The 16,124-nt window shown below is 59.7% G+C and carries 17 protein-coding genes; 10 read left to right on the plus strand and 7 right to left on the minus strand.

The window, feature by feature from the left end:
• The first annotated feature begins 314 nt into the window (after positions 1-314).
• Genes OOT43_RS17840 through OOT43_RS17850 form a run of 3 tightly spaced genes read left to right on the plus strand, consistent with a single transcriptional unit; the run spans position 315 to position 2,751 of the window.
• Complete coding sequence (locus tag OOT43_RS17840; RefSeq protein ID WP_266022023.1) at positions 315-833, plus strand: DUF4189 domain-containing protein; 519 nt, start codon at positions 315-317, stop codon at positions 831-833.
• Positions 767-1,978 carry a sensor histidine kinase gene (locus tag OOT43_RS17845; protein WP_266022024.1) on the plus strand — a complete coding sequence of 404 codons (1,212 nt, stop codon included), beginning with the start codon at positions 767-769 and terminating at the stop codon, positions 1,976-1,978. Before OOT43_RS17840 ends, OOT43_RS17845 begins: the two co-directional genes overlap by 67 nt.
• Positions 1,975-2,751, plus strand: a complete 777-nt coding sequence (locus tag OOT43_RS17850; RefSeq protein WP_266022025.1) for a LytR/AlgR family response regulator transcription factor — start codon at positions 1,975-1,977, stop codon at positions 2,749-2,751. The genes OOT43_RS17845 and OOT43_RS17850 overlap by 4 nt, the downstream gene beginning before the upstream one ends.
• 384 nt (positions 2,752-3,135) lie before the next feature.
• Here OOT43_RS17850 and OOT43_RS17855 read toward each other — a convergent pair whose 3' ends face one another.
• Positions 3,136-3,555 (minus strand): winged helix-turn-helix transcriptional regulator, encoded by a 420-nt coding sequence (locus OOT43_RS17855; RefSeq protein WP_266022026.1) that lies wholly within the window; start codon positions 3,553-3,555, stop codon positions 3,136-3,138.
• Between the two features lie 199 nt (positions 3,556-3,754).
• Here OOT43_RS17855 and OOT43_RS17860 point away from each other — a divergent pair, with 199 nt between their 5' ends.
• Positions 3,755-4,303, plus strand: coding sequence for an MAPEG family protein (locus OOT43_RS17860; protein ID WP_266022027.1), 549 nt, complete (start codon positions 3,755-3,757; stop codon positions 4,301-4,303).
• A 145-nt stretch (positions 4,304-4,448) separates the two neighbouring features.
• Here OOT43_RS17860 and OOT43_RS17865 read toward each other — a convergent pair whose 3' ends face one another.
• Positions 4,449-4,886 carry a hypothetical protein gene (locus OOT43_RS17865; protein WP_266022028.1) on the minus strand — a complete coding sequence of 146 codons (438 nt, stop codon included), beginning with the start codon at positions 4,884-4,886 and terminating at the stop codon, positions 4,449-4,451.
• Positions 4,887-5,055: 169 nt separating this feature from the next.
• Between OOT43_RS17865 and OOT43_RS17870 the strand changes: the two genes are divergently transcribed.
• Positions 5,056-6,015: an AraC-like ligand-binding domain-containing protein gene (locus OOT43_RS17870; protein WP_266022029.1), complete on the plus strand. Its 960-nt coding sequence runs from the start codon at positions 5,056-5,058 to the stop codon at positions 6,013-6,015.
• Positions 6,016-6,104: 89 nt separating this feature from the next.
• Here the strand turns inward: OOT43_RS17870 and OOT43_RS17875 are convergent, their stop codons facing one another.
• Entirely contained in the window at positions 6,105-7,214 is a 1,110-nt protein-coding gene (locus tag OOT43_RS17875; RefSeq protein WP_266022030.1) for a DUF3047 domain-containing protein, read from the minus strand.
• 118 nt (positions 7,215-7,332) lie between these two features.
• Here OOT43_RS17875 and OOT43_RS17880 point away from each other — a divergent pair, with 118 nt between their 5' ends.
• Together OOT43_RS17880 and OOT43_RS17885 are read left to right on the plus strand one after the other, a co-directional pair.
• Positions 7,333-8,103: a helix-turn-helix domain-containing protein gene (locus OOT43_RS17880; protein WP_266022031.1), complete on the plus strand. Its 771-nt coding sequence runs from the start codon at positions 7,333-7,335 to the stop codon at positions 8,101-8,103.
• Between the two features lie 121 nt (positions 8,104-8,224).
• Entirely contained in the window at positions 8,225-9,142 is a 918-nt protein-coding gene (locus OOT43_RS17885; protein WP_266022032.1) for an AEC family transporter, read from the plus strand.
• Positions 9,143-9,184: 42 nt separating this feature from the next.
• On the opposite strand, the gene OOT43_RS17890 is transcribed toward OOT43_RS17885, so the two are convergent.
• Both OOT43_RS17890 and OOT43_RS17895 read right to left on the minus strand, forming a co-directional pair.
• On the minus strand, positions 9,185-9,664 hold the full coding sequence (locus tag OOT43_RS17890) for a cupin domain-containing protein (RefSeq protein ID WP_266022033.1): 480 nt from the start codon (positions 9,662-9,664) through the stop codon (positions 9,185-9,187).
• Between the two features lie 4 nt (positions 9,665-9,668).
• Complete coding sequence (locus OOT43_RS17895) at positions 9,669-10,481, minus strand: glutathione S-transferase (RefSeq protein WP_266022034.1); 813 nt, start codon at positions 10,479-10,481, stop codon at positions 9,669-9,671.
• Between the two features lie 34 nt (positions 10,482-10,515).
• On the opposite strand from OOT43_RS17895, the gene OOT43_RS17900 reads away from it, so the two are divergent.
• From OOT43_RS17900 to OOT43_RS17910, 3 genes are all read left to right on the plus strand, one after another.
• Positions 10,516-12,147 (plus strand): L,D-transpeptidase family protein, encoded by a 1,632-nt coding sequence (locus OOT43_RS17900; RefSeq protein ID WP_266022035.1) that lies wholly within the window; start codon positions 10,516-10,518, stop codon positions 12,145-12,147.
• A 177-nt stretch (positions 12,148-12,324) separates the two neighbouring features.
• Positions 12,325-12,630, plus strand: coding sequence for a type II toxin-antitoxin system Phd/YefM family antitoxin (locus OOT43_RS17905; RefSeq protein ID WP_266022036.1), 306 nt, complete (start codon positions 12,325-12,327; stop codon positions 12,628-12,630).
• Complete coding sequence (locus tag OOT43_RS17910; protein ID WP_266022037.1) at positions 12,630-12,971, plus strand: type II toxin-antitoxin system RelE/ParE family toxin; 342 nt, start codon at positions 12,630-12,632, stop codon at positions 12,969-12,971. Before OOT43_RS17905 ends, OOT43_RS17910 begins: the two co-directional genes overlap by 1 nt.
• A gap of 306 nt (positions 12,972-13,277) precedes the next feature.
• On the opposite strand, the gene OOT43_RS17915 is transcribed toward OOT43_RS17910, so the two are convergent.
• Together OOT43_RS17915 and OOT43_RS17920 are read right to left on the minus strand one after the other, a co-directional pair.
• Positions 13,278-14,531: a hypothetical protein gene (locus OOT43_RS17915; RefSeq protein WP_266022038.1), complete on the minus strand. Its 1,254-nt coding sequence runs from the start codon at positions 14,529-14,531 to the stop codon at positions 13,278-13,280.
• 898 nt (positions 14,532-15,429) lie between these two features.
• A complete protein-coding gene (locus tag OOT43_RS17920) occupies positions 15,430-15,786 on the minus strand; it encodes a lysozyme family protein (protein WP_266022039.1) in 357 nt (118 codons plus the stop codon).
• Between the last annotated feature and the right edge of the window lie 338 nt (positions 15,787-16,124).

Here is a 16,124-nt window from a genome sequence, read left to right on the forward strand (position 1 = left end):
TCCACTGGACGGCGTCGCTGACGCGCCGCCGCCATTGAAGCTGGCCGATGGTCATAAAACCAACATCAATAATTTTTCTGGCGTTGTCAGTCTTGCTGGAAATGCCAATTGCAATGATTTACGTGGCACGCTTTTCGCTTTATCGGATAAATCATTGGGCGAATATTGCCGCTGTCGCTGTTACGTTTTTATTTGTTGTGGGCGGGGGGCACACATCCCTCTAACATTTTCTTTGCAGGCGTGAGGGAATGGGAATTTTATATATCGCATGGCTTGCTTGGAAATGGAAAATTAACGAATAATTGGAGAATAGGATGTCATTGCGCAAAAAACAAAATGTTCAGCTATTTATTTTTGGCACACTCTCGGTCATCAGTAGTTACGCCTTGGCATGCCCGCCCGGATATTATCCAACCGGCGGTGATCATGTTGGCTGGCACGCTTGCGCGCCGATGAATGGTGGCATTAGCAATGAGCCGGAAAACAACGAGTCCGCAGGACAGCAAAGGTCAGAAGAACAATGGGATGAGCGCTGGGGCGCCATTGCCACTGCCGATGGCGCGATGGGTCAAGCTGTTTCCAAAAGCTCAAAGCAAGAGGCCGAGAATGAAGCGTTAGCTGATTGTACAAGCCGCGCTGGAAATCAGCCCTGTAAGCTAAAAGTCGCATACTACAACCAATGTGTTGCCCTATCTTGGGGAAGCGAAGGCAATGTTGCTGCAAGGGGGCCAGATATTAAGGAAGTTGAGCAAAGCGCAACGGAAAAATGCTCGGAATCTTTCAGCAATTGCAAAATCTACTACTCGGCTTGCAGTCTGCCGGTGAGGAATTGATGCGCCAGCTTGAGCCGGACGATGAATCTCCTGCCGGACGCAAGAGTATCCAGTCTTTACAACTTCAGATCGAGGATGGAAGACCTCCTCGTGAATCCCTGTTTGGAGACGCCTTCAGGCTGGGAGTGGCCTACCTGCTCCTGGCTACTTTATTCTTCGGCATATCTTCATATATTCCAGGCCCGGAACCCTACAAACATGTTCCGGCAGGTTTCGCCGGTCATTCCGTATTGGTCGAAATTATGTCTGGACTTACATCATTTTTCATCATGTCGGTTGCAGTCTGGCATCTGCGCAAAAACAGGATGATTCACAACTTAATGATGTGCTTCTTTATATCTGCCGTCGTTTCCATAGCGGATTTCATTTCAAGAAGAGAGCTTTACATAATGCTCTATGCCACCGATAACCTGAACATGGATAATATCCAGGAGCTGTTCATGTGTTGGGCCATGTTTTTCGGCTGGTCTAGTGTGTTTCTTACGCTTTTGTACAGCTTTGATGTCAGAGATCGGGAACGCCAATTGGCAGCGGTTCGGGAAGAAGCCTTTTCCGCGCAAATGAAAGCGCTGCGCTACCAGATCAATCCGCATTTTCTGTTCAACACCCTCAACTCCATTGCCGGGCTGATCGAGGAAGGGGCAGCGACACGCGCCGAATGCATGGTGCTGTCGCTTTCGACCTTCATGCGCACCACGCTGACGCTCGACCCCATGCATGACGTATCGCTCGCCGACGAAATCGCCCTGCAGGAAGAGTATCTGGAGATCGAACGCGAGCGATTCTCCGACCGCATGACGTTCAAAATCGACATGCCGGATAGCGTGCGCAACGCACTGGTGCCCAGTCTCATCTTGCAGCCGTTGATCGAAAATGCCGTCAAGCACGGCGTCGGCGCTACCAGCGGCCCGGTCGAAATCGTGCTTAGCGCCTACCGCGCCGCCGATCGCCTCCATATTGCCCTGGAAAACGACATGCCACACGACGACGCAAAAGAAAATCGTCGTCCGGGTATGGGCGTCGGGCTGCGCAACGTAGAAGAGCGCTTGAGTGCCAGATTTCAAGAAGATGCACACTTTTCAGCCGGGTGTATTGCGCTCGGGCGCTACCGCGTTGCCATGGAACTACCCTGGAGGCAGGCATGACGGGTCTCAATGTGCTCGTTGTGGATGACGAACCGCTTGCCCGACGCCGGTTGGTTCGCCTGCTGGGCAAACTTGATTGGGTTGGCTACATCGAACAAGCAGCCGATGTGGCGGAAGCCCGCCGCAAAATACTCGATTTGCAGCCGGACCTCCTGCTGCTGGATATTTTGATGCCCGGAGGCTCAGGTTTTGACGTGTTGGAACAATTAGGCCCGGAGCCGCCCATCGTCGTCTTCGTCACCGCCTTCGATCACCACGCTTTGCGCGCGTTCGAAGCCAATGCCGTCGATTACCTCACCAAACCGATCGAACCTGGCCGTTTCGGGCTGGCGATGGAAAAGGCAAAATCCGCTGTCGCCGCGCGTAACCAAAGCGACCGTATCGCCGAATTGCAAGAAACCATCGCCGCCCTCAAACGCAGCCTGCGCGAACAACCCAGGCAAAACCACGAATTCTGGGTCAAGGTCCGGGGAGAACACATCCGCATCGCGCAAGAGGGCATCATCCGGTTCCAGGCCGAACGCGACTATGTGCGTATCCATGTCGCGGGGGCGGAATACCTCTACCACGAAACGCTGACGGCCCTCGAACAACGCCTGGACCCCGACAAGTTCATCCGTATCCATCGCAGTGCCATCGTGCGCTGCAGCGCCATTGCCCGTCTCAAATCCGCTCCCTTCTCCGCATTGATTGCGGTGCTGGAAGATGGCTCGGAAATTCGTGTGGGCAGAACCTATGCCCCTGGCGTTCGCGGCAGGCTTATACAAGCTTAAGCGCCCGGTCGCGGCCTTTAGAAGCGGCGCGACGCTCCCCGGCGGCGGAATGAACCGAGTCGCCAATGCGGGAATCGAGGTGGTCCCGCTTGACGGACCGGGCTGCCGCCGGCTTCAGCCGGCCTCGAAGGAGGACAGGAGGACGACACCGGTAGCCCCCCGAAGCCGAACCCAGGAGCCTGTCGGGCTTTCCGGTCTTCCAGGAGACGGTACGACGCCATAGTGTTCGGCGGTGAATCGGCGGGCAAATGCCGCTGAAGGCGTTTAGCATTGAACAGCCCTGATCGCCCTGTAACGCTTGCGCGAAGGCTTCCAGATTCTCGGCCGAATGGCGAAACGGACCTCTTACCGGTGCTGCTGCTTCGCTCGGCCGTGGACTCAGCCCTATGATGTCTGCCGCACTCGCGCCGCTTCCTTCAATTCGGCGATGAGTTGTTGCGGTTCCTCATCGTAACGGCGCATGAGGTCCGGCGGTGCCGCTGTATTGTTGTCGTACGTTGCACTCCAACGGCTGATTTCAAGCAGAACAGGCACCAAGTCGAGCGCTTTTTCCGTGAGCTCATAGAAGAACTGGCGCTTATCTTCGGCGTTTTGTTTGCGGATGACGAGCCCGTCCGCCTCCATTTTCCGGAGCCGCGCAGCCAGAATGTTGCTGGCTATGCCTTCCTTGGAGGCTCTCAAGTCTCGATAGTGCCGTTTGCCGCTTAGCATCAAGTCGCGGAGTACGAGCAATGTCCACCGGTCTCCGAACACTTCGAGAGCGTAGTCGATTGGGCATCTTGCGTTCAGCTTAACTTTAGCCATCCGCTCAAATAACTTGCAATATGAAACTGATCTAGGATAATTGGTTGCGTATTGCAAGTATCTGTCGGCAACAGGTCTTTTTGCAAGCAAAGCACTGGCAATTCTGTCTTGCCGTGGACGGCCATGCAGCGCGCGTTGCTCCGGCGCAATCTGGAGAGGCGCACAAGGCTTTCAGTCTGCGACCACTTGGAGATTACCTATGTCATCGATAAATTCTGCAGCTCCAGAGATCCCGTTGTCCCGGATTTACACCGCTCCGGGCATCATTATCGGATCCGTCCTGGCATGGATTTCTTGGGCGGTAGCAGGGGCACACCATTACGTTCAACCCGAGTCGCTTATTCCTTCCATGGCGGCGCTCATGATCCTGACGGCATCGGTGTGGCTCGTCATGGTTGTCGTCCGTAACGTGGCGGTGATCCGAGGGCTCGCTTCCGTTCGGTATTTCGCTGATTACAAGTCAGATCTGCCAACCGACGATCGTCTAGAACGTCCCGCGCGGACGTTCAATAATCTTATGCAAGTACCGACGCTCTTTTACGTCGTTTGTATCTTGATGTTGGTCACAAAGAGTACCGACAACGTTCAAGTCATCCTCGCATGGACGTTCGTGGTGCTTCGGTGGTTCCATGCGGCTATCTATATGGCTCTTAATTGGGTGCCCTATCGTTTCGCAGTCTGGGCGGCTAGCTGCATAGTCCTCGGCGTGATCTGGTTCCGTTTCGCGGGGCAAACCTCCTTTGGTTAATTGTCGCGTCATCGATGCGATACACGCGCAGTGGTCAGTTGGTTTCCGCCTTAGCGGCGCGACGCTCCCCGGCGGCGGAATGAACCGAGGCGCCAATGCGGGAATCGAGGTGATCCCGCATTGGAGAGGATTGACGGACCGGGTTTCAGCCGGCCTTGAAGGTGGAGCGGAGGACGATTACGGCGGCCCGGCCGAAGCCGTAGCTGGTGAGGGTCACGCTGGCGACGGCGTACAGTCCGAAGGCCGCCTGCGCCGAGTTGCCCGGCGCGGGTGGCGCATCCAGGGCGGGAAAGATCGCCTGGAGCAGGAATGCGCTGGGGTTGGTGAAGGCGCCGATCACCATGGCCCAGCAGACCGGGCGGGGCAGGGATATCTTCGCGGCATGGAAGCCGAACAGCAGGGCGCTCATCAGCAGCAGATCCAGATGCGCCTGCACCAGACGGGTGAATTTGCCCGCAAAGAGGGAAGGCAGCAGGGGCAGGCCGAAATTCAGCCCGACCAGGCACCAGGCCAGGATCAGGGCCAGCAGCAGCCACAGGGCGGCGCCTCTGAGCAACAGGGGGGTCTCTGGAGCGTGGGACATCGTCATCCTCTGGTTTTCGCCAAAACATTCTTGCCGAGTATGGATGGTCTTTTGATCATTCGCTTGGCTGAAACGGAACCAGCGCTTGACTGAAACGGAAGCCCGGCGATTTTTATTGGTAATGCCCGGATATACGATTCACCTTCAATTCAATAACAGGAGCGGGGCCATGGCGAATCCCATCCCTAATGGATTCAAGCTGTCGACTGCGGAAGTTGCACCCCGCGACAGGTACGGCTGGCTTATGGATGTGATCAGGCGTGAGTACGTCAAGGTGGAAGTACGGCCCCCTGGAGACGGGGAGCTGTACAACGAGATGACGATTTATCCGTGGAAGGATAGTCGCCTGTCCGTGATCCGCTCCCGCCCGATTGGCATCGAACGGCTCCCCGGTGAACCGCATCGGGTGGATCAGGACGCCTACTTTGCCGTAGTGTTGCTTGCCGGCCGCTATTCGCTGGAGCAGCAGGGGAAAAGTGTGCTCCTCCGGCCGGGCGACCTGACGCTTTACGATGCCACGAGGCCGCACCGCATCGAATGTCCGGCGAATTTCGCAAAGCTCATCGTTTCCATCCCACGGACCATCCTCGGAGGACGGGTTCCCGGGATCGAGCATTGCACCGCCTTACGCGTCCCCGGTGATCGAGGATTGGGTGCGGTGGCGTCGAGTTTTATCCGCGCGGCAGCGTCTCAGGCCGGGCAGTTGACGCCTGATGAATTCCAACAACTTTCGGGACATACGCTCGATCTGCTGGCGGCGGCATTCGCGTCGTTACCTTCCGGAACACCCCGCGTCGCGCGGGAGCGGTCCGTTTCGCTTGCCCTCGCGAAGGATTTCATCGAGCGGCATCTGGCCGATCCGGATCTGAATGCCGCCGGCATAGCCTGCGGTGTGGGTTTGTCAGCCCGTTACATCCGCGAGCTTTTTCTGGAGGAAGGTACCTCTCCCATGCGCCACGTGTGGCGCCGCCGGTTGGAGAATTGCCGTAGAGACTTGCTCGATGCGAGACATGCCGGGCGCCATGTGTCAGAAATTGCGTTTCGTTGGGGATTCAACGACGCCTCGCATTTCAGCCGTACATTCAAGAGGCACTTTGGCTGTTCGCCTCGTGAATACCGGGGGAATTAAGCATCCGGGGCGCAAATCCTGCGGAGGGAGCCGCGGTGTCCTGTGGCGGCTCTTCCGGCGCCCTGAAAGTTGGCGGCACCGCCTATTTCTCAGCCATTGGCGGTAACGGGAACGCGCCGCTCCCCTGTGACGAAGGCGATGTTCGCGTAGCGCCCGTCGCCTTCGCGGCCCTGGAACAGACTCACGGCGATCAGCCATACGCGTACGATGTTGCCCGGCAGCGGGCCGCCGATGTACTCCAGATAGTCCCGGTAGACGTTCCTCTCTTCGTCGAACCATCGGCCCAGGCCCTCGCTGCCGGAACGGATCACCACATGGGTTTCGCGCGCGGTCCAGGTGGGGATCGGGCAGCGGTAGCCGGTGCCGACCGGGAGCTCGGCGCTCCAGTAATAGGTGATGTCCTGGCCGTTGTCGAATTCCACGGCGATGCTGAGATAGTCGTGGGTCGGCAGGGTGTCTTCGCGGACCGCCGAGGGCAGTCGGTCCATCCGCCAGGCCCAGCGCAGGCGGGTGTCCGGCGACAGCGGGAGCACGATGTCCTTTTGCAGCAATCCCACGTCGCGGTGGGTATGGCAGCAGATGGCGGGCTTTTCCTCCGGCGTCCGGCAGGGCCGGTAGATTTCGGCCGGTCCCGCGAACCACAGGTAGTTCCAGCCCGGCGGTGTTTCGATGGGGTGGGTCAGGCGGTCGATTTCGGAGGCGACCAGTCCTTCCACGTCGCCGATTTCCGCCAGTTTGTTCAGCCCTTCCAGCGGCGCCTTTCGCCAGCGCAGGATCAGCACGGCCAGGGTTCCCGAGGCTTGCAGATACGCTTCGTCCGGGGTGGCCAGCCCGCCGGTCCGGGTCGACCATTCGCCGGGGAAGTAGCTGGCCAGATAAAGCCGGCCGGAGCGTTCGGCCGTGAAGCTGTGGCTAGCCCGGGTGCCGCGGAATATTTCTCCGTCCGCGCCGATGCGGAACCACAACTGGAAGTCCGCGCCGAACCAGAAATCCGCGCCCTGCAGCTGGGTCTTGCCCACGGCGAAACTGGTGACGGATTCGCCCTCGGCCAGATCGATGCCGGTGTCCAGCCAGGGTTTGCGGTCGCACGGCACGTCGACGAAGCTGTGTTCGGCCAGTTCCTCCTTCGGCAGCCGCTCGAGCAAGGTTTCGAAGCGGCTGCGGAAATCGGCTGGGTCCAGTGCATGAATGTCGTTCATGGAAATCCTCAGGGCAGTGGTTTGCAAATTGAGGTCTCGGCGTCATCATGTCGGCGCCGGCTGACCAGCGCCGGAAATTTTATGGGCCTTTCTCCGACAAGACTTGCACAAACCGGCTATGCGCAAGCTTTATCCCGCACATTCGCAGCTTTATTTGGGGCCGGGGCGGGCGCTGTATTGCGGCCCGATCCAGCGCCTCGAGACTCACGTCTACGGCGCCGCTGTCCTCCATGTCGGGATCTATCGTCCGTTCCGCATCCGTCTCGCCGGCGGCGCATGGCGCGCGGCGTCCTGCGCCATCGTGCCCGCGGGGATCAGCCATGCCTTGGACTTGGCGGGCGGGGTGCACGGCAAGCTGTTCGTGGAAAAGGACGGCGCCGATGCGCCGGGCTTGTACCACCGGTTTCCCCATCCGGAGACGGCGGCGAGGTTTTTCGAGGATGCGGAAGCGGTTGAGTGCTTCCGCCGGATTTACGAGGAGGACCCCGGCCGGGCTTCCGTCGAGGAGCGGCTGAACCGGCTGCTGGCGTGCCCGGAGCGGCGCCCGTGGGCGCCGGACGCCCGCATCCGCCAAGTGGTCGAGCTGATCGGGCGGGAGCCGGACCGGAATTTTTCCCAGGAGGAACTGGCGGCCCGGATCGGCTTGTCGCCCTCGCGGTTCCTGCATTTGTTCCGCCAGCAGACCGGCTTGCCCTACCGGCGCTTCCGCCAGTGGAAGCGCATGATGTCCGCCTTCGCTCTGCTGCATGCCACCGACAGCCTGACCCGCGCCGCTCTTGATGCCGGCTACGCGGACGCGACCCATTTCAGCCACAGCTTCCGCGCTACCTTCGGCGTGAATCCGGCGCCGGTGTTCCGCACACTGGGCCGGTTCGAGATGGGGCCGTGAATTGCGCAAGGCTCGCATAATGGGTACCTGTCCCCCGGTATATCCAGAAAGCCGGCAAAAACCTCGGCTTTCTGACAAGAGGCGCTCGGCAGTTTTCCGAATCGCAGTGTTTTAGAGGCTTATGACCGCTGTTTTTGCACCCCTGGTCTTTATCGTTTTCATCGGCGCATTGCTTCGTCTTCGAAATCCACAGATGGAGGATGTCCGGCGAGCGATGAACCGGCTGGTTCTCGTCGTCTTCCTTCCGGCGCTGGTCTTTCGGACCGTCATGGAAACGAACCTTGACCGGCTCTTTTACGAAATTCCTCTCGCTGCAGCCACCGGCATCGTGGGATGTCTCTTGGTGTCCCTGATGGTTTTCCACTTCTTGCCGATTCCAGGCCGTACCAAGGGCGCGATGGTCCTGGGCGCCAGTTTCGGCAACGTCACCTACTTGGGTCTGCCTGTCCTGCTCGAAACCTTTCCGAATGCGTCCGAGCAAGTATCCGAGGTGAGCGTTCTGTTCGAGGTCACCAAATCTTCGATCAATCTGACCGTAGGGGCCATGATCGCTATCCATTACGGAAGCCGCGAGGCGATTACCTTTCGAAAAACGGCATTCGAGGCGTTTAAGCTCCCCCCTATCTGGGGCCTGTTCCTCGCGATACTGTTCAAGGTCAATGGGATTCCCTGCCCGGCATTCCTTCAGGAGGCTACGCATATCCTGGCATCGGCGGTGAGTGGCCTGATGGTGCTGTCGCTCGGCATGGCCTTTCACTTCAGGGCCTCACGCCTGTTCTGGCTGGTCATACCGGTTTCCGTGATCAAGCTGATCCTCTCTCCCTTGCTGATGGGGCGGGTGGTTTCCTGGTACGACATCGCCGGTGTGTATGCGGATGCTGCGATCCTGGAGGCAGGCATGCCCAGCCAGCTGCTTTCGTTTGTCATTTCGTCCCGGTTCGAGCTGGATGAGGAAACGCTGGCCACCGTCATCCTGCTCGATACCCTGCTGGCCTTTTTGAGCATCCCGCTGATAGGGAAATATCTGATGCCGGGCTGACGGCGGGAAACCGCCTGATGATGCGGCCGTTCGTCCGCAAACTCAGTACGGGGTTCCGTCTTTGTGCCGGAACTCGTAGCTTCCCCTGATCGCCCTGGCCTCCAAGTCCTCTTCGGGATAATGCGCCCGGTCTCCCGGCAGCCGGTCGCCGACTTCCAGGTAGACCGCGACGCGGCCGCTCCGGTTGACCAGCTGATGCCCGTCCGCCCGGCCGGCCGGGAAGCCAGCGCAGGTGCCCGCCGCCAGGCATTGCTCGCCGGTCTCGGTGACCAGGGTGAGTTCGCCTTCCAGCACGTAGACGAATTCGTCCTGCCGGCTGTGCCAGTGCCGGAAGGCGGAGATTGCACCGGGCTCCAGCCTGACCAGGTTGACGCCGAAATTCTGCAATCCCAAGGCATCGCCCAGGGCTTGTTTGCTGCGGCCCTTAACCCGCTGGCGCTGCTCCTCGGTCGGGTAGATGGAGGAGGTCCGGACAGGCACGCCCGCGGGGTCGAGGGCTGGTAAATCGAGCGGCGTTTTCATGGCGTTACGGTTTGCGGGCGCCGACGAATGTTTCCAGCGCCTGGGCCCGGTCCGCCGCGACCTTTTGCGCGGCGGACCGGGCCGTCATTACCGCCAGATAGTCGGCCAGGGCCGGAATCTGGGCGGCGACCAGGTCTTCGCCGTAGATGCGGCTGGTGGCGAGGCCGATCAAGGTCAAATGTGGCCAGGCGGCGCAGAAGTTGTCGGAGCACACATACGGGGAGAACCGTGCCAGCCGCATCAGGCCTTTCAGGCCCGCTTCGATCTTCGGTCTGACCTCGGCCTTGGTTTCCTCGGAGACCTTGCCGCCGAAGAAGGCTTCCAGGTAAAGCCTGCGGGCGATGAGTTCGACGTTCAGTTCGAGGTGCTGGATCAGTTCGCGGCATTTGGCGCGGGCGTAAGGGTCGGCGGGGTAGAGCGGTTTTTCCGGGTGAGTGTCTTCCAGGTATTCCAGAATGGCCTGGGATTCCGATAAGCAGCCCCGATCCGTTTCGATGAACGGGATCTTTCCGAGCGGCGACTTCGCCAGGACGGCAGCGTCCTGGGAAGGAATCGTCCGTTCCTCGCGGAATTCGATGCCCTTTTCGAGCAGGGCCAGCTTGACCTTGTTGTAGTAGTTGCTGATGGCGGAACCGTACAGGGTGACCATGGGCGGTGCCTCGCGGTCGTGGATGGAGCGCCGATTGTAAGCCGAAGGGGGCGACGGCGGGCCTGCCAAGTTGCCGTATCCCGGCTTGCCGGCCATCGCGGGTATACTGTTGCTAATGGGCAACGATGCTTGGCGGATGACGATGAAAAACGGGAGGGAAAGGAACATGGGCGGCTTCCCACGGGGCCGGGTAATCGCACTAATGGCGGCATTTTCGATCGGCGCCGATGCCGCGGGGACTGCACCGGATGCGCCGGCGGCGCACATCGATGGACTGCTCGCGTCGGGTGTCCATCCCCGGCTGCGCTGGGGGCGTTTTGCGGATTTCCAGAACCAGTTGCGGGCCTTGTACCTTGCCCAAGGTTCACGGCCTTTGTGGCTGGACGGGGGCCGGCCGGTGAAACAGTCGGCCGCCGTTCTCGAGTGTCTGCGCATGGCCGACGACCAGGGCCTGAACAGCAGCGACTACGATATCGAGCTCCTGGGCGGCTGGCTCGAGAAGCTCAACGACGGCAGGGCGGCCGGTGCGGAGGAGGCGGCGCAGTTCGAGGTGGCGATGAGCCTCGCCTTGATGCGCTACGGCTCGAATCTCGCCCTCGGCCGGGTCAGCCCGCGCGCCGCCGATTTCGCCCTGGAGGTGGCGCCGAAGCGGCTCGACCTGCCCGCGCTGGTGCAGCGCCTCGCCCGCGGCTCCCGGCCCTGTGACGCCATCGCCGAGCTGGAGCCGAAGCTGCCCCTCTACCGGAACCTCAAGGCGGCCCTGCCGCGTTACCGGGGATTGGCTGAGAACTACGACGTCTCGGCGCTGGCCTTTCCGCCCAAACTCAGCCCGGGCGACCGCCACAAGGAGGTTCCCGCCTTGCGCAAACGCCTGTCCGCGCTGGGTTTTCTGCCGCAAGAGTCGTCCTCCAAAGACCCGGAGGCCTATGCCGGCGATCTGGTCGAGGCCGTCGAGCGTTTCCAGGAGCGTCACGGCCTGGCGCCGGACGGGGTGATCGGCAAGGGCACGCTGGCGGCGCTCAACGTGTCGCCGGCCGCGCGGCTCAGGCAGATCCGGCTGGGGCTGGAGCGGTTGCGCTGGCTGCCGGAGCGGTTCGATGGACCCTTCATCCTGGTGAACATCCCCTCGTTCCATTTGTACGGCTACGGCGAGGATCCCGAGCGGCCGGAGGTGTCGATGAACGTGGTCGTGGGCCAGTCGTCCGGGGGACACAACACGCCGGTCTTCCATTCCGACATGACCTACGTGGTGTTCCGCCCTTACTGGAACCTGCCGCGCGCCATCACGGTCAAGGAAATGCTGCCGGGCATCCTGCGCGACCCGGGCTACCTGGCCCGCCACAATCTGGAGCTGGTGCCCAGCTTCGGCAACGGCTCCCAGGTCTACGAGCCCAGCCTGGAAAGCCTGGAGATGCTGTCGGCCGGCTCGCTCAAGCTGCGCCAGCGGCCGGGGCCGAAGAACGCGCTGGGGCTGGTCAAGTTCGCGTTTCCCAACAACGACAACATCTATCTGCACAGCACGCCCAGCGTGAACCTGTTCCAGCGGGCGCGGCGGGATTTCAGCCACGGCTGCATCCGGGTCCAGGATCCCGTGGGGCTGGCGGAGTTCGTCCTGAAACGCCAGGACGAGGCCTGGTCCCTCGAGCGGATCGAGGAGGCGATGAACGGCGCCCAGTCGCGCACGGTCACGCTGAAGCAGCCGCTGCCGGTCTACATCTACTACTCGACTGTGCTGGCCGCGCCGGACGGCAGCGTAGAGTTCTTTGAGGACATCTACGGACTCGACCGGGTGCTGGAGCAGTTGCTGGACAAGGGGTTACCTTATCCGTCCTGAGCCTGTGGAGCGCGCCGCAGGTGTTCAGCTCTTACTCATCGCGCGCAAGTCTTTCAGCAGCCGGTAGAGGATGAGCGGTTCCCCCGGAAAGGGCTCGAACCCAAGGTGGGCGTAAAAACTTCTGGCAGCCTCCCGACCCAAAACACTCATTGCGAATGGTCTTAATTTGGACTATATATGGTCCTCTTTAGTGTCGAGGCCACGACCATGCGCTATTCCTCCCAAGTCAAACCCATCAGCTATCTCAAAGCCAACGCCGCCGAGGTGCTGGCGCGTCTTGCCGAACGGCGGGAGCCTTTGGTCATTACGCAGAATGGGGAGGCCAAAGCTGTATTGCAGGATGTCGCCACGTTCGAAGAAACTCAGGAAGCGCTGGCTCTACTGAAAATTCTGGCACTGGGAAACCAGGACGTGGAAGCGGGCCGGATCAAGCCTGTCGCCGACGTCGTAGCGCGCCTGCGCGCCAAGCACGCAACGGCCTGATGGCGGACCCACTGAAGCCTTATGAAGTCCTGCTTACCCAGGGCGCGGAACAGGATCTGGAAGCCATTCACGATTACATTGCCGAGTTCGACTGCCCAGCGAATGCCGGCTATGTTCTCGACCGGTTGTTGGAAGCCGTGGAGGATTTGGCGCAGTTTCCCGAACGCGGCGGCTATCCAAAGGAACTGGTGCCGCTGGGCATCAAGGAGTACCGGCAAACCGCGTTCAAACCCTACCGGGTGATCTATCGGATCATCGGCCGCCAAGTGATCGTTTACCTGATCGCCGATGGCCGCCGCGATATGCAGTCGGTGCTGGCTCGCAGGCTGCTCGGCGCTTGAATCCGCGGCGGCGGACGCCTCGTCCGGAAAATGGGTCAATACGTTCTGCGCGCATGGGATAGAAGAAACCTTTTCGCTACCCGCATGTCGACGCGATAAGGTGCGCAACCGCCGCGAGCGATGCGCCTCCTCACGTCGGCAGCTCACGTAGGTCCGAATAGCGTAGCGTATTCGGGCGCATGTCATTCCCCTCCACCGAAACGTCTGCATCCCTGCATCCGTCCGCGTTCCGATCAGTAAGGCGTCATCGGAGCAACGCAGCTTTCATGCGTGCGAATACGCGCCGCTATTCGCACCTACGCAGGCTCACTGCTCCAGCCGCGCCGCTTCGTAGTTCTTCCAATCCTTGCCCAGCTTTTCGCGGGGGCCGTAGAGGGTCCAGAGTTTTTGGCCGTTTTGGGTTTCGCAGCGGTAGGCGCGTTTGCCGTAGACGACCACGGAGCCATTGCCGTAGATCGAGCTGCCATCGGCTGCCGCGGGCTGGGTGAAGGGTTCGCAGGGGGTGCCGGCGTAGTTTTGGGCGGGGTCTTTGGGGGTGTAGCCCGCGGGCGCCGCGCCGCTTTTGCCGCGCTCCGCTGCCGGGGTTGCGGAAAGCGCCGGTTCGCCGTCCGGGGGCTCGCCCAGCACTTCCCGCAGTTTCTCCCTCATCCGGATGGTATGCAAACTTCCGTGTAGTTTCATGTAACCTTCTTGGGCTTTGTAGAGGACTTTATTCAACCCTGGCGTATTAGTTGGATACCCTTCTGGATTTTTTGGATCAAAAACTGCACGAGGCCAATCTTTATCTGTAATGGCTTCTTGTTTTTTACATTTAATACGACTTCTTTTCATTTTCTCAATCACTTCAGCCCAATTATCTCCTTCAATACTGTAAGCAGCTACCGGTTTCCGATATTTGGGATCTCTAACATAAGAATGCACATTATAAGAATCAAGAATTTCCACCAGCAAAGATGTTTTTGGATTTCCCGTTTTTCGATCCGTAACCGTGTATTCCGTCCAGTGCAAGGTCATTGCTGCAAAAGTAGGATTAGGTTTCAAGACAGCAGGAGTTGATGCTACGTAAGTTCCGGGGGGGGCATCAATACCCGCAGCAATTTCCTTGAATTGCTGCTCCGAATTCACTTTGCTGCAATACTGAGTTTTTCGACCATTTGGGAGAGTGACAGGAGCATACATTGAAGAGTCTCCACCAACAAAATCGCCACGAGTCAAACTTTGAGTTGTTGTCACTGGCTCAAATCCAAGTTCAGGAAAGTGTTCATTAATAAAATCTTCTAAAGGAGCAGGCACTTGAACACCATTGACACAAGCTTTTTCAATATAAATACGACAAGTCGAATCAACAATCCCATTAGCACATGTTGTAATAAACTTATTAACGGAGGTTCTCTCATTAACATTGGAGTCTTCACAAATGACCGTTGCGCTATTAGCTGCCGACTCTTGTGGATCTGTACCGAGAGGATCTATTATATCAAGATCTCCAAAGCTATTAACTTGAAATAATAAGCCGACCAAGGCGAGCGTTATTCGTGCGATTCGATGCGTCGTTTTCATGAGGGGATATCGAGGTTCGTTCCGATGATTCGGGAGGCCGTGCGCACCGTCTCCCGTGGCCAAAAAAGACGCCGCCAACGATCCGATAAATTCGCGGCCCGCGCAAGCGGGAAAGGCGCTGCGGCGGCCGGTTGAGCGGCGTCCAAGCCCCGTCGGTTCGCTTCGATTCCCTTCGACTCCGCCCGCCGAGATCAAGACCCCGTCCCGCTTGCTCAAGCTTGATCAACCTGCCTGTACACAAGATTGACCCTAACTCTCCTTGGCGCTCCGCCGGTAAGCTCGAAGCTTGAGACGGTGGGCTTTTGTCCCGTTACATAAGCGTAAAGAAAGGTAGGTCAGATCGTCATGCCGGATGGGACTCCGGCATCCAGGCACAAGGACGTGAATGCCTCGCCATCCCCCGGATCGAGTCCGGGGCAGGCTCTGGACGCTGGATTCATGCCGAGCCGTCCTGCCCGGCACCCTGCGGGCAGGCGCCAATCCGCTCCCGGCGGATTGGTCCGGGTTCCCACCCGGAATGACAAAGGTGGTGACATTATTTTCATTATGTTTAGTAAGGCCGTTTCCCTGCCATGATCGCGCGCGGCAGATAAGGGCGCCTCGAAAAATCCTCTTTTCGTCGCTCCCGCGTAGGCGGGAGCCCAGTCAAGACAAAGACCTGGATTCCCGCTTGCGCGGGAATGACGGGTTTTTTGAGGAACCCTGTTGGGGGTGTATCCGTTAGGGCCGATCCTTGACCCCGATCGCGCGCGGCAGATAAGCGGCGGAAGACGGGGCTGCCGGAGCATGGGGCGAGGTTCCCGCTGCGGCTTCGGTGCCGGCCGGCGCTGCCTTGCGGGCTTCCAGCCACGCCGCCCAGCGGGCGGACTTGTCCAGGATCGCGGCGCGGTAGGCGGCGTTATGCCGGGGGTTGCGGGAATGGTAGTGGGCTGCTCGGGTCCAGAGGTCGCCTCTGTCGTGTATGAGGTGGCCGCTCAGCCGCCAGGTGGCGAGGTCGTAAGCGTAGCAGCCGGGGCTGGGCCACGGCGGCGGCGGTAATGCCGTAGCGGGCCAGACCGGCGAGATAGGCGGTGTTGAACTGCATCGGTCCGACGTCGTAAGTACCGTTGGCGTTCCGCACCCATAGGCCGGGTTTGCCGCCTTCCTGTTCGGCGACGGCCAGCACCAGGTGGGCCGGTAGGCCGTACTTTTCGGCGGCGGCGATGGAGCAGAGGACGCGCTCCTCGATTGGCGGCGAAAGGTCGAGTACCGGCATGGGGGATGACGGGTCGTTAAGAAATCAATGTCATTGATTGATCGCCCTCACCCGCCGGCTTGGGCGGGCGGTTGCTTGTGGACGAAGGCTGCGACTTCATCCTGTTCGGCATCGCCGTCCGCGCTTTTTACGCGGTTTTGGCCTGCACGGCTTGCTTGGCTCCTTGCGCCAGATTCAGGCCGACATCGGCGGCGAAGCGGCCAAGCCGCGGCCTTTTATCGGCATCACGGTTTCACGCAGCGTTGACGCTTTTTCTGCCACTGGCGACGGCCCGAATGGATCGATGAGGGGTAACCCGGTGGGGTATCGGTCACTCTGATGGGGGGATTGTGATCGTT

This window comes from Methylococcus mesophilus, assembly GCF_026247885.1.
Classification (GTDB): Bacteria; Pseudomonadota; Gammaproteobacteria; order Methylococcales; family Methylococcaceae; genus Methylococcus; species Methylococcus mesophilus.